The organism is Daejeonella lutea, from assembly GCF_900168015.1.
Taxonomy (GTDB): Bacteria; Bacteroidota; Bacteroidia; order Sphingobacteriales; family Sphingobacteriaceae; genus Daejeonella; species Daejeonella lutea.
The window spans coordinates 932,507-946,606 of sequence record NZ_FUYR01000001.1 but is presented as its reverse complement, the minus strand read 5'-3'; the positions used below and the strand labels follow the sequence as shown (position 1 = coordinate 946,606).

8 protein-coding genes are annotated in these 14,100 nt (G+C 41.0%); 3 read left to right on the top strand and 5 right to left on the bottom strand.

Going from position 1 to position 14,100, the window contains the following annotated elements; all coding sequences use genetic code 11:
• Positions 1-85 precede the first annotated feature (85 nt).
• On the top strand, positions 86-1,069 hold the full coding sequence (locus B5X60_RS04150) for a potassium channel beta subunit family protein (protein WP_079701386.1): 984 nt from the start codon (positions 86-88) through the stop codon (positions 1,067-1,069).
• Between the two features lie 156 nt (positions 1,070-1,225).
• On the opposite strand, the gene B5X60_RS04145 is transcribed toward B5X60_RS04150, so the two are convergent.
• The 3 genes from B5X60_RS04145 to lpdA all read right to left on the bottom strand — a co-directional run bounded on the left by B5X60_RS04145 (position 1,226) and on the right by lpdA (position 3,873).
• Positions 1,226-2,068 (bottom strand): MBL fold metallo-hydrolase, encoded by an 843-nt coding sequence (locus B5X60_RS04145; RefSeq protein ID WP_079701385.1) that lies wholly within the window; start codon positions 2,066-2,068, stop codon positions 1,226-1,228.
• A 1-nt stretch (position 2,069) separates the two neighbouring features.
• Positions 2,070-2,399, bottom strand: a complete 330-nt coding sequence (locus B5X60_RS04140; RefSeq protein ID WP_079701384.1) for a DMT family transporter — start codon at positions 2,397-2,399, stop codon at positions 2,070-2,072.
• 85 nt (positions 2,400-2,484) lie between these two features.
• Positions 2,485-3,873: a dihydrolipoyl dehydrogenase gene (gene lpdA / locus B5X60_RS04135; RefSeq protein ID WP_079701383.1), complete on the bottom strand. Its 1,389-nt coding sequence runs from the start codon at positions 3,871-3,873 to the stop codon at positions 2,485-2,487.
• A 379-nt stretch (positions 3,874-4,252) separates the two neighbouring features.
• Between lpdA and B5X60_RS04130 the strand changes: the two genes are divergently transcribed.
• Together B5X60_RS04130 and B5X60_RS04125 are read left to right on the top strand one after the other, a co-directional pair.
• Positions 4,253-7,546 carry an outer membrane beta-barrel protein gene (locus tag B5X60_RS04130; RefSeq protein ID WP_079701382.1) on the top strand — a complete coding sequence of 1,098 codons (3,294 nt, stop codon included), beginning with the start codon at positions 4,253-4,255 and terminating at the stop codon, positions 7,544-7,546.
• A gap of 132 nt (positions 7,547-7,678) precedes the next feature.
• On the top strand, positions 7,679-9,892 hold the full coding sequence (locus B5X60_RS04125) for a S46 family peptidase (protein ID WP_079701381.1): 2,214 nt from the start codon (positions 7,679-7,681) through the stop codon (positions 9,890-9,892).
• 124 nt (positions 9,893-10,016) lie between these two features.
• Here B5X60_RS04125 and B5X60_RS04120 read toward each other — a convergent pair whose 3' ends face one another.
• Positions 10,017-11,195 carry an AIR synthase related protein gene (locus B5X60_RS04120; RefSeq protein ID WP_079701380.1) on the bottom strand — a complete coding sequence of 393 codons (1,179 nt, stop codon included), beginning with the start codon at positions 11,193-11,195 and terminating at the stop codon, positions 10,017-10,019.
• 685 nt (positions 11,196-11,880) lie between these two features.
• The gene (locus tag B5X60_RS04110) at positions 11,881-14,055 is read right to left on the bottom strand and encodes a glutamine synthetase III family protein (protein ID WP_079701378.1); all 2,175 of its coding nucleotides are present in this window, start codon (positions 14,053-14,055) and stop codon (positions 11,881-11,883) included.
• Between the last annotated feature and the right edge of the window lie 45 nt (positions 14,056-14,100).

Below are 14,100 nucleotides of genomic sequence, written 5' to 3'. Positions count from 1 at the left end.
AAGATCAGTGGACAACTATTATTATTCCGGATACAAACACTAATTTTATTCGAAATAGAAACCCAAATCTTAGATATACAATACTATGGAATACAGACGTTTAGGTAAATCGGGTCTGAAAGTGAGTGCTCTTTCTCTCGGAAGCTGGCTTACATTCGGCAATCAGATAGAAGATAAAGTAGCTGAGGAGCTTATGGATATGGCTTACGACAGCGGTGTGAACTTTTTCGATAATGCAGAAGGTTATGCCGGTGGCAAGTCGGAGATTGTGATGGGCAAGATCCTGAAAAAGAAAAACTGGGATCGCAGCTCGTACATCGTATCAAGTAAGATTTATTTCGGTGCAGAAGAGAAGAAGCCGAACATGATCGGCTTGTCGAAAAAACACATCTTCGAGGGTACCCACAATGCCTTGAAACGACTGCAGGTTGATCACCTCGATCTTTTATTCTGTCATCGTCCCGATCCTGAAACACCAATCGAGGAAACAGTTTGGGCAATGCACCAGCTGGTTCAGCAGGGAAAAGCCTTGTATTGGGGAACATCCGAATGGAGTGCATCGGAAATTATGGAAGCACACTATTTTGCAGAGAAAAACCACCTGGTTGCGCCTGTAATGGAACAACCTCAATACAGCATGCTTTGGAGAGATAAGCTCGAAAAGGAATTCCTGATGCTGTTCCGTAATTTTGGAATGGGCACCACTATCTGGAGTCCGCTTGCGTCAGGTTTATTGTCAGGTAAGTATAACAACGCCAATCCTAAGGACACCCGGTTTGGAATGGAGAGTCTGGGCTGGCTTAAAGACAGATGGCTTGTTGAGGAAAACCTGAAAAAGATCAATCAGTTGAAAGACCTTGCCGACCAGCTGAATACTTCTATGCCTAAACTCGCTATAGCCTGGTGCTTGAAAAACCCTAATGTGAGTACTGTTATCCTTGGAGCCTCGAAAACTGCGCAGCTTAAGGAAACGTTGACATCTTTGGAAGTTGTGCCTTTGATCACCGATAAGGTAATGGAGCAAATTGACCAGATCACTGGAACCAAGCCGCAAACAATAGTTGTATAACCGCCTTAGTGATGCGCTCACACTGCTTCAAACGTAGGCTAATCGTAGGCTAATCGTAGGATAATCGTAGGATGAGGTCTCCTTGGTAATGTTTAAAGTAATGGAGCACTCAAATTATCCGCCCAGACTTATAACGTACAACCTATAACGTACAACTCAGATATCTTCCAACTTAAAGGTATCCTTAACCCGGATACCTTTTTCAGTTTCCTGCAAGGTACAGCACTCGTTCACAGGGTCGTGCTCGAGGTAAAGAATGTATTCGTTTTTCACAGCTTCTTCCAGGAACTTTCTCTTTTCATCAAGGGTTTTCATCGGGAACATATCATAAGCCATTACATAAGGCAGGGGGATATGACCGATAGACGGCAACATATCTGCCATGTAGAGAATAGTTTTGCCTTTAAAAGTGATATGGGGCAGCATCATAGAGTCGGTATGACCATAGGCAAAACGGACTTTAATGGTGTCGGTAAATTTAATACCATCTGTGTTGTCAATGAACTTTAACTTGCCGCTTTCCTGAATCGGAAGAATGTTTTCTTTTAAAAAAGACGCTTTTTCACGGGCGTTAGGATTCACCGCCCAATCCCAATGAGCTTTGTTGCTCCAGAAAGTCGCATTCTTAAAGGCAGGCACTAAGCTCCCTTCAGAATTTCGTTCAATTGATCCCCCGCAATGATCGAAGTGCAGATGAGTTAGAAAAACGTCAGTAATGTCGTCTTTAGCAAATCCATGCCTTGCAAGGGACTTCTCCAGCGTGTCATCTCCGTGCATGTAATAATGCTTTAAAAACTTTTCGTCCTGTTTGTCACCAATACCGTTATCCACCAGGATAAGCTGATCACCATCCTGAATAAGAAGGCAACGCATTGCCCATGAGCACAGATTATTCTCGTCAGCAGGATTAGTCTTCTGCCATATAGATTTCGGCACAACCCCAAACATAGCACCGCCGTCGAGTTTGAAATAGCCTGCATTGACTGTATATAATTTCATATCAGTGTTTGGTTGAAAGCTTTAGGCCTATAATCGACGAGATCAGCAAAAACAAAAAGAACATTCTCCAGAAATCGGTTGGTTCTTTAAAAAAGATAATTCCGGCAACGACAGATCCTACCGCGCCGATTCCAGCCCAAACCGCATACGAAGTACCCATAGGCAACGTTTTGCTGGCGAGAAATAACATGTACATACTGATGGAAACACTGAACAGAAATGCCACTATCCAAAGCCAGAATTCAGAACCCGTAGAATCTTTAGCCTTTGCCAGGGAGCTGGTAAAGCCAACTTCGAAAAGTCCGCCGATGATTAGGTATAGCCAGGCCAAAATCTATAATTGAGGATTAAGAATTGAGAATTGAGAGCGGAGTATAATAGTTTTCAATTCTCCACTCTCCATTCTCCACTCTCAATTATAAGTGTATAACTTCACCGTACGCATCCGCGGCAGCCTCCATAATAGCTTCGCTCATTGTAGGGTGTGGATGTACAGTTTTAACGATATCCATACCGGTAGTTTCCAGCTTACGCGCTACAACAACTTCTGCGATCATTTCGGTAACATTTGCACCGATCATGTGTGCGCCAAGAAATTCGCCATATTTCGCATCAAAGATCACTTTAACAAAGCCATCTTTCGCACCGGCAGCACTCGCTTTACCAGAGGCTGAGAATGGGAACTTACCGACTTTAACTTCATACCCTGCTTCCTTAGCGGCTTTTTCAGTATAACCAACTGAAGCTATTTCTGGCGAGCAATAGGTACAGCCCGGGATATTATTATAGTTTAACGGCTCTGGATGATGGCCTGCGATCTTCTCAACACAAATTATACCTTCAGCGGAAGCTACGTGAGCAAGGGCTTGTCCCTTAACAATATCGCCAATGGCATAAACTCCATCAATATTTGTTTTGTAGAAGTCATCTACGATAACACGTCCTTTTTCAACTTTTACACCTACTTCTTCAAGCCCGATGTTTTCAATATTTGGGGTAACACCTACAGCAGATAGCACGATATCACATTCCAAAGTCTCTGTTCCGGCTGCGGACTTGACCTGAACTTTACAGGATTTTCCGCTTGCATCAACTGATTCAACATTAGCGCCGGTCATGATGCTAATTCCGGATTTCTTTAAGCTTCTTAGCAATTGCTTTGAAACATCTTCATCTTCCACAGGTACGATATTATCAAGGTATTCTACTATCGTTACTTTAGTCCCGATAGCATTATAGAAGTAAGCGAATTCAACACCGATGGCTCCTGATCCTACAACAACCATTGATTTCGGCTGCTCTGGTAATGACATTGCCTGACGGTAACCGATTATCTTTTTACCATCCTGCTTCAAACTAGGTAATTCTCTTGATCGTCCGCCGGTAGCGAGAATAATGCTTTTAGCTGAATATTCAGTTGCTGCACCATCTGCTCCTTTAACTTCAACCTTGTTGCCTTTTTTAAGCTTTCCAGTGCCCATGATGACGTCGATCTTGTTCTTCTTCATCAGGAACTGAACGCCTTTGCTCATTCCGTCAGCAACGCCACGACTTCTTTTTATAATTGAATCAAAATCAGCTTCAGAACCTTGAACCTTTATTCCATAATCGGCAGCGTGTGTAATATATTCAAATACGTTGGCACTTTTTAGCAATGCTTTGGTTGGGATACAACCCCAGTTAAGGCAAATTCCACCTAAAGATTCACGTTCTACAATGGCTACTTTTAAGCCTAATTGAGAGGCGCGAATAGCCGCTACATATCCACCTGGTCCGCTTCCGATAACTATAATGTCGTAATTCATATGTCTAATTTCTGGTACTTTGAGAATTCATCGCAAACTTAGATAATTTGTTTTATAATGGGAAACGAGAGGTGAGAGAAGAGAAGCGAGTGACGAGAAGCGAGAATTGAGATATGGGTTATTTTAAAACGCACACATCTAGTTTCTTCATTCCGAACGGTTAAATATCGCTTACAAGAAGTTTGTATCTCGAATCTCGTTTCTCGCTTCCCTCAAAATGTGGATAAAAAAATACCTCGATCTATCACAGATCGGCGTGAAAATCAGCAGATTTAATATTATCTTAACATTGGAATTGTTACAGTCTGATAAAAGCTGATTATCTTTGCCGCAATTTCAAACAACCAATTCAATTCAATCTCACATTAAAGGAAAATTTATGAAGAAGTTTTTACTCTTAACACTTGTTGTTATTGCAGGTGCATTCGGCGCAAATGCACAGGTAACAACAAGTAGCTTAACGGGTACCGTCCGTGATTCGAAAGAAACACTGATAGGAGCCACCATTAAAGCTACACACCAGCCTACAGGAACTGTATACGGTTCTTCTACAGGTGCGGATGGTAGGTTTAATATCCCTAATATGCGTATCGGCGGTCCTTATTTGGTTGTCGTGAGTTATGTTGGGTATGAAAATCAGACCTTCAATGATGTCGCACTAAAATTGGGAGAACCGTACGTATTGAATGTTACCATGTCTGAAAGCGGTCGGCAATTGCAGGAAGTAGTAATTACTGCTGCTAATCCCAATTCCGTTTTAAATGCTGACAGGAGTGGTGCAGTTACTTCTATTTCAAGAGCACAGATCCAAACGCTTCCAACAATCACAAGAAGTGTTAACGACATTACCAGATTAACTCCTCAGGCAGGTGGTCCAAACGGATCAATTGGTGGTGGTAGCTATCGTTCTAACAACTTTACGGTGGACGGAGCAAACTTTAACAACCAGTTTGGTATCGGTCAGAATATCCCGGCAGGTGGGTCACCAATTTCTTTGGATGCGCTCGATCAGATTTCCATCAATGTTACACCATATGATGTTCGTCAAAGTGGTTTTACAGGTGCTTCTGTGAACGCGGTAACACGTTCAGGTACTAATACTTTTTTCGGAACTGGTTTCTATTCATTTAGAAGTGACAGCCAGCAAGGTGGTAAAGTGGATGGTGTTAAAATCACGAAACAACCTTATCGTCAGAATCAGTTCGGTGTAAGTCTTGGAGGACCAATTGTTAAGAACAAATTATTTTTCTTCGTCAATTTGGAAAAGAATGATATTACACAACCAGGACCGGCTAAGATCGCATCGACACCAGGTACGCCTTGGACAGCAGCAAATCCGAATGTTGCGCGGCCTACATCAGACTTCCTGAATGGCGTGAGGTCATATTTACAAACAACCTATGGTTATGATCCTGGCATTTATCAGGGATATAGCAACTTGAGTAATAACGATAAGTTTCTTGCCCGTTTAGACTGGAATATCACCGACAAACACCGATTCAATATTCGTTACAACCAAGTTGAAAGCAAGTCACCGAGGACACTAAGTACTTCAGTAACTAATTCCGGCTATACTTATACTAATAGTCGTACAAGTAATTTTGCCCTGCATTTTGCAAATTCGAATTATTATGAAGACAATAATTTATATTCTTTAACAGCAGAGGTGAATTCAAGTTTCGGGAAACTAACCAATTCGCTTCGTGGATCCAGAACTAAGCAAAATGATCCTAGAAGTTCTGACAGCGATGTGTTTCCATTTGTAGACATCTTAGAAGCTGGAAACCCAATCACTTCTTTTGGTTACGAGCCTTTCACGTACGGAAACTTAAGAGATGTTGAGAACTACACATTCAACAATGATTTGACTGGTAGCTTCGGTAAACACCTTATGACTTTTGGCCTTCAGGCAGAGTTCAGTACTACTAAAAATGGATTTCAGCGCTGGGGAACTAGTCATTACACCTTTGCGTCATGGGCAGATTTTGTAAATAAAGCAAAACCTACCAATTTTATGGTGACATATCCATTGACTGCTGACGGATCTCAAGTTTTCCCAAGTTTTAAATTCGCGCAGTACTCTGCATACTTACAAGACGAGTTTACTTTAACTGATCAGTTTAAATTAACGCTGGGAGCTCGTTTTGAGAGAGCATCTTACCCGGATGCTGACGAGATCAAAACCCATCCTTTAGTTGCTGGCCTGACATTTGCAAATGGCCGAAAGGTTGATACAGGAGTTTTGCCAGAGAATGTTATTACATTTTCACCTAGGTTAGGGTTTAACTGGGATGTGTTGGGTGATCGTTCACTTCAGTTACGTGGTGGTACAGGAGTGTTCGTAGGAAGAATTCCAAATGTTTGGACAGTTGCACAATCTGGAGATTCTGGGCTATTGCAAGTTTCTCAAGTTTTTAATGGCCAGGCTAACACGCCAGGGATATTCAACCCGTCTATCAATGCATATGTTCCAACAACTAAACCACCAGCTGGAACAAGTATTCCGAGTGCTGGTATCAGCGTTCTTTCACCAGATCTTAAAAACCCAAGAGTTTGGAAATCAAGCCTGGCAGTTGATACTAAACTTCCTTTCGGTATAGTGGGATCATTAGAAGGAATTTATGGTAGAGATCTGCAATCAGCATATGCATACAATGCTAACCTGGATGCAACAACACCATTGACTGTGACAGGTTATCCGGATAACAGACCTGTATTCGCTCAGGCTACTGCTGCCAAATTTATTAATAAACTGACTCCAGCTGGCCTTCCTTCGGCAACCGGAACGGTTGGTTTCAACACGATTGTAATGGACAACGTTGAAGGCGGACATTACTGGTCTGTGACAGCTCAATTGAACAAGCAATTTTCAAGAAGCCTTGGTGTCAACTTATCATACACTAAGAGCGGTGCAAGGAATTATGGTGACTTAGGTGGAGATCAGATATTAAACCTTTGGTCATATCCTTACACCATTACAAATTCGAATACGCCAAGTTTAGGATACACAAGTAATGTTATTCCTGATCGTGTAATTGCTTCTTTGAACTATCGAAAAGAATACCTGAAGAATCTTGCTACTAGTATTTCATTATTCTATGAAGGTGGTGTTCAGGGAAGATATAGCTACTATTATTCATCTGATTTCAATAGAGATCTTCAAGTAAATGATTTGATCTACGTTCCTCGGGATCCATCAGAGATTACTTTTGAAGCGATTCCTGCGAACACCAATGGCTACCGCTCTGCAGGATATACAGCACAAGAACAAAGTGATATCTTCTTTGCATTTATTGAGCAGGATGATTATTTGAAAACTCGTAAAGGACAATATGCGGAACGTAATGGAGCTACTACTCCATGGAGAAATCAAGTAGATGTTCGTCTTACGCAGGAAGTTTTCAAGAATTCGAAAACAAAGAATTCATTTGAATTCAATGTCGATATCTTTAACGTTGGAAACTTGTTAAACAGCGAGTGGGGTAACATCAACTTCGTGAATAATATGGGAATTCTTATTCCGCGTAACACTGCTACTATGGGAGGTGCTACCAGACCTACATTCAGATTAGCTGCCAATAGCGGCGATGCTGTTAGGACATCGTTTGGTACGGCTCAAACTATTTCCTCTACGTATTACGCACAGTTTGGCTTCCGATATAAATTCAATTAATTATAATATTCATTGGAAAACCCGTTCTCAAAAGGAGCGGGTTTTTTTGTATCCAAAATTTTAGCCTCATTTTAAAACATTTAGCTCTCTGGTCGCTTATATTTGCTGCAACCAATTAAAAAATCAAATTTTATGAACAGATTAAAATACAGCTTAGCATTGCTGTTGGTATTTGCTTTGGGTTTTAATAACCTGGCAAAGGCTGATGAAGGTATGTGGCTGCCGATGCTCATTGGTAAGAACTATGAGCAAATGAAAAAGCAGGGTTTTAAGCTAACCCCTGAAGACTTATATAGTGTTAATAAAGCGAGCATCAAGGATGCAATCGTGTCCTTTGGTGGTTTCTGTACAGGAGAGATCGTTTCGAAAAACGGATTGATCTTTACCAACCATCATTGCGGATATGATGCCGCAGCATCAAATTCAACGCCTGAAAATAACATTCTCGATAACGGGTTTTATGCTAAGTCATACCAGGAAGAAAAGCCAATCCAGGGTTTGTTTGTTCGTTTCCTTGTTCGTATGGAAGATGTAACACCTAAAGTTATGGCTGCTCTTGCAGGAGTACAGGATAAAGACCGTGCTGCAAAAATTGCTGAAATTAGCAGGACCATCACCACTGAAGCTACCGCAGGTACTTCAATGGAAGCCGATGTGCGGGATATCTACAAAGCAAACCAATTCCTTTTGTTCATTTACGAGCGCTTTAATGATGTTCGTTTAGTGGGTGTGCCTCCTCAGTCAATCGGTAAGTTTGGTGGAGATACAGATAACTGGGAGTGGCCGCGTCATACCGGCGATTTTTCTATCTTCCGTGTCTATGCTGATGCAAACAATAAAGCTGCGGCATATTCTGCTTCAAACAAGCCATATACTCCTAAAAAGTCTCTGCCGGTATCAATCAAAGGGGTGAAAAATGGGGACTTTGCAATGGTTTATGGTTTCCCGGGACGTACTGATCGTTATCTGACCTCGTATGGAGTGCAGACAGCAACTGAGCGCTCTAATCCAACGACAGTAAAACTTCGCGACATCCGCTTGAAAGCATGGAAAGAAGAAATGGATAAAAATGTAGACGTTCGTCTTAAAATGTCATCTCAGTACGCAAATATTGCAAATTACTGGAAGTACTACATCGGGCAGACGGAACAATTGAAAAGATTAAAAATTTACGAAAATAAGCAAAAAGAAGAGGCTGCATTTACTGCTTCATTGGCTTCAAACCCGGAGATGGCCAGTTTAATGAATCAGTACAAAGCTGCCTATGAAATATATGATCCATACGTGGTACATTATACATATATCAACGAAGGATTATTAGCATCACCCTGGGTTAGAAATGCTTCCCAACTTGGTGCTGCACTTAACGCAATGACCACCCGTAAGGATGATGCTGCTTATATCAAAATGGTGAATACCAATTTAAATAATATGGTAAACACTTACGAAAACACGTATCTCGAAAACGCTGATAAGAAAATTTTTGCACAAATTCTGACGGGCTTTTATACTGATGTTCCTAAAAATCAACATCCTAAATTTATCACACTTATTGCCGAGAACTATTGGAAAGGATCACCGCAGGCAACTTTCGAGAATTATGCTGATTATTTATGGAAGAACAGCAGCCTCATCGATCCGGCTAAGCTTCGTACATTTTTATCTAATCCTACGAAAGAGGCTTTAGAAAAAGATCCAGGTTATATGTATGCAGTTAACTTGATTCCTGCTGATTATGTAAAGAACAATTTTGGGACAGTATTAAGCGATTTTCAGGCGACTAAGACCCGTCTGGACAATTTATATCTAAAAGCACTTCTTGAAAAGAACAAAGGAGCACTGATCTACCCAGATGCAAATTCAACCATGCGGATCAGTTACGGTCAGGTTCAGAATTATAGCCCTAAAGACGGTATAACTTATGATGTTAAAACAACCATCGATGGAATGGTTGCTAAATATCAGCCGGGTGATGACGAATTTGATCTTCCTCAATCACTACTGGATGCATATGCAAAACGTGACTTCAGGGAATACGGTGAGAACGGAACTCTTCCTGTAGGGTTCATAAGTAATAATGATATAACAGGAGGTAATTCAGGTTCACCTGTATTGAATGGCGATGGAGAATTGATCGGCCTGGCATTCGATGGAAACTGGGAAGCTATGAGCGGAGATATTGCATTTGATAAGCAATACAAACGTACAATCTCAGTTGATGCCAGATTTGTTCTTTGGTGTATCGATGTTCTTGGCGGGGCAAAAAACATCATTAATGAATTGGACATTAGAAGAAATAAATTACCTGTGCCGAAGGATAAGTTAATAATGAAGAAGACGGAGTAGACATCTGCGCTACACTCGCAATGAAAACTTACAATGAGCTTGTACTTGCGAGGAATTACGACGACGAAACTACCCTTCATAAAAAAGCCTCGCTGAAACCAGCGAGGCTTTATTAATTCAACATTTAATAATAAATAAAATCCCCGTACGGTGACTTGATCGTCACCTGCTTTTTGTCGGACGATTCAACGCGGCCCACTACCTGTGCATCGACATTAAATTCCTGTGAAATACCAATAATGTATTGGGCAATCTTCTCCGGAACATAAAATTCCATTCGGTGCCCCATATTGAAAACCTTATACATTTCTTTCCACTCGGTCCCAGACTGTTCCTGAATCAATTTAAACAGGGGAGGGATATCAAGTAAATTATCCTTTATAATATGCAGATCGTCTATAAAATGCAGGATCTTGGTTTGAGCACCCCCGCTGCAATGAACCATTCCATGAATGTCCTTTCTATATTTATCCAGGATCGTTTTTACAATTGGAGCGTAAGTCCGTGTAGGTGAAAGTACCAGCTTACCCGCTGTAATGCCTTCAAATCCAGCAATGCTAATCTCATCGGTTAGCTTTTTACTTCCCGAAAATATCAAATCATAGGGTACCGCCGGATCATAGGCCTCAGGATACTTCTCTGCGACATATTTATGAAATACATCATGCCGAGCCGAAGTTAGTCCGTTGGAACCCATTCCACCATTGTATTCCTGTTCATAGGTAGCTTTCCCATATGATGATAGACCCACTATCACATCACCGGACTGGATCCGGTCGTTCGATATAATATCAGAACGTTCCATTCTGCAGGTAACCGTTGAATCTACAATTATGGTACGCACAATATCTCCAACATCAGCAGTTTCACCACCAGTCGAATAAATGCCTATCCCTAGCTCTCTAAGCTCCTGCAGGATGTCTTCAGTTCCATTTATGATCTCTGCGATAACTTCGCCGGGAATGAGGTTCTTATTTCTGCCGATTGTAGATGACAGCAAAATGTTATCCATTGCCCCGACACAAAGCAGGTCATCAAGATTCATAATTATAGCATCCTGCGCAATTCCCCTCCAAACAGATATATCTCCGGTTTCTTTCCAGTAAACATAAGCAAGAGATGACTTTGTTCCTGCACCGTCAGCATGCATAATATTGCAATATGCATCATCCTGGCCGAGTATATCGGGGATAATCTTACAGAAAGCTTTCGGAAAAATACCCTTGTCTATATTTTTGATGGCATTATGCACATCTTCCTTATCGGCAGAAACGCCGCGCTGGTTGTATTTGAGATTGGACATCGATCAAAAATAAGGAATTTTGATTTCATTAGTCAGCAGTTTTTTACTTAGATATGTAGGGGTAGATACTGCCATTTGCTAAAGACCCCCAAAACTATTTTTTCCATATTTATCAATAAATCTTTAAATTTACTTTATTCAGCGCAGGGCACAGATGCTCCAAAAAACATCTTGTTTTGTCCGAAATACGCTCGGGGTAGTTCTTCAGTCCAATTTCCATTAGACTTGATACTTAACTTAAAGTTAAACTGCGGACGGGCCGATTTTTGCTAACTTAATCACCAACTTATCACCTTTGTTCTAAGCCACTTCTCTTTCGGGAATGGTAGGGGAATGCTCTATGCCTGCTTCGTACCAGTTCCGGGACAGTTCCGGGACAGTTCCGGGAAGGCTTCGGGAAATTTCCGAATGCGTCACGGATCTTTCTCCCTTCTTTCTCTCATCTGTAACGAACCTGGTAAGAATGATTCTGCCATCGTTCTTGAACAATAACTCTAAACAATAAGAATGATTTAAATGGTAGAAATGCAGGCGGCTGCCTCGATGAATTTCGTTAAACGAAAATAAGAAAAAGCATTTTAAATGCAAAAAATTAAGTTAGTGACAAGGTATTATCTGTAAACGTGAGATGATCCAATAAAAAAGCCCCGCTATAAGCAGGGCTCTTGATTCTTGTTTCTTGACTCTATTTAATAAAAAGCAATTCTCTAAACTTCGGTAATGGCCATTTAGCATCGTCAACTAACTGCTCCAGTTTATCAACATGGTAACGGATTGGGTCGAAGTAAGATTTCACTCTCTCATCATACGCAATTGACTTATCTCTGATATCTTCGATATTGTTAGCTTTCTTACGCTCATCAATCATTTTCTTATTATTCGTTTTGATGAAGTTAACATGCTCAGAAATCTTTTTGATGATGTCCATTTGCGCTTCGTAGGTATCAGCACCTAGGCCAATATCTTTTAAACCTTTTACGTTTTCAATAAGAGTTGTCTGATAACTGATAGCAGTAGGAATAATCACATTATCAACAAGTTCACCCATTACACGAGCTTCGATCTGAAGTTTCTTGAAATAGCTTTCAAGAAGAATTTCATGGCGTGCATGCGATTCACGTTTGCTGAAAACTCCGGTTTCTTCAAATAACTTATCAGTTTTAGGATCTAGCAGAACGTCTAGAGCCTTTGGAGTAGTTTTAATATTGCTTAAACCTCTCTTTTCAGCTTCCTGAGCCCACTCATCGCTGTAACCGTTTCCTTCAAAGCGAATGGCTTTAGATTCTTTGATATAGCGTTTGATTACCGTCATCAGAGCTACATCTTTCTTGTCGCCTTTTTTAATAAGTTTATCAACTTCTGTTTTGAATTTGTTCAGTTGATCAGCGACGATAAGATTTAAAATCGTCATCGGGTTTGCTGAGTTTGCAGACGAACCAACGGCACGAAGCTCAAACTTATTACCTGTGAATGCCAGGGGAGAAGTACGGTTACGGTCAGTATTATCCAAAAGTATTTGCGGCACCTTAGGAATACTTGTCCATAAAGACGGTTCCTGTTTCATTTTAGATGTAACTCTTGAAGTCTCGATCTCATCTAAAAGGTCATTTAACTGGCTTCCGAGGAACATTGAAATGATAGCAGGAGGTGCTTCGTTAGCTCCCAGACGGTGATCGTTGTTTACTGAAGCGATAGAAGCTCTTAACAGGTCAGAGTATTCGAAAACCGCTCTGATCGTATTTACGAAAAACGTAAGGAACATCAGGTTGTTCTTAGGCGTTTTACCCGGAGCAAGCAGATTTTTGCCTGTATTAGTTATCAACGACCAGTTGTTATGCTTTCCTGATCCGTTTATACCAGCATAAGGTTTTTCATGCAACAACACTTTAAAGTTGTGTCTGCGTGCCACCTTATCCATCAGATCCATTAATAATGAATTATGGTCGATAGCAAGATTTATTTCTTCATAAATTGGAGCACACTCAAATTGAGAAGGCGCAACTTCATTATGACGGGTTTTCAAAGGAATACCAAGTTTGATCGATTCAATCTCTAACTCCTGCATGTAGGCAAGGACTCTATCCGGAATAGATCCGAAATAGTGATCATCCAGCTGCTGATTCTTAGCCGACATGTGGCCGAATAAAGTTCTGCCAGTAAGGTATAGGTCCGGACGCGCATTGAATAGAGCCAGATCAACCAGGAAGTACTCCTGCTCGATACCTAGTGATGCATTTACTTTCTCAATACCTTTATCAAAATACTGTGCTACAGCTACAGCTGCTTTGTCCATGACGCTTAAAGCTTTCAGCAATGGTGCTTTATAATCGAGTGCTTCTCCAGTATACGATACAAATACAGTTGGGATACAAAGAGTGTTCCCCATAATAAATGCAGGTGATGATGGATCCCATGCTGTATATCCGCGAGCTTCGAATGTACTACGGATACCGCCATTAGGGAAGCTCGATGCATCCGGCTCTTGTTGCGACAACGCTTCGCCTGAAAATTTGTCTAATCCTTGTCCGTCAGATCCTGGCTCAAAGAACGAATCGTGCTTTTCAGCTGTAGACCCGGTTAGCGGTTGGAACCAGTGTGTGTAGTGAGTAGCTCCTTTACCAATAGCCCATGCTTTCATTGCTGATGCAACTTGCTCAGAGATTGCTCGGTCGATTGGAGTACCCGAATCAATAGAATGTACAATACTGTTAAAAGCTTCTTTTGATAAACTGTCTTTCATCTTCTTTTGATTGAAGACATTTACGTTGAAATATTCAGAAGGCTTGGCTGAAGGCGCTTTTACTTCAGTGGTTGTTCTGGAAAGAACTGCATTTAGTGCTTGAAATCTTAAAGATGACATCGTTTTGCTCAGTTTTTGATTAAATTTTGCTAAAAGTAGTGTTTT

Coding starts and splice junctions, on each gene's coding strand:
- B5X60_RS04150 (WP_079701386.1), top strand. CDS start 86: ATGGAATACAGACGTTTAGGTAAATCGGGTCTGAAAGTGAGTGCTCTT.
- B5X60_RS04145 (WP_079701385.1), bottom strand. CDS start 2,068: ATGAAATTATATACAGTCAATGCAGGCTATTTCAAACTCGACGGCGGT.
- lpdA (WP_079701383.1), bottom strand. CDS start 3,873: ATGAATTACGACATTATAGTTATCGGAAGCGGACCAGGTGGATATGTA.
- B5X60_RS04130 (WP_079701382.1), top strand. CDS start 4,253: ATGAAGAAGTTTTTACTCTTAACACTTGTTGTTATTGCAGGTGCATTC.
- B5X60_RS04125 (WP_079701381.1), top strand. CDS start 7,679: ATGAACAGATTAAAATACAGCTTAGCATTGCTGTTGGTATTTGCTTTG.
- B5X60_RS04120 (WP_079701380.1), bottom strand. CDS start 11,195: ATGTCCAATCTCAAATACAACCAGCGCGGCGTTTCTGCCGATAAGGAA.
- B5X60_RS04110 (WP_079701378.1), bottom strand. CDS start 14,055: ATGTCATCTTTAAGATTTCAAGCACTAAATGCAGTTCTTTCCAGAACA.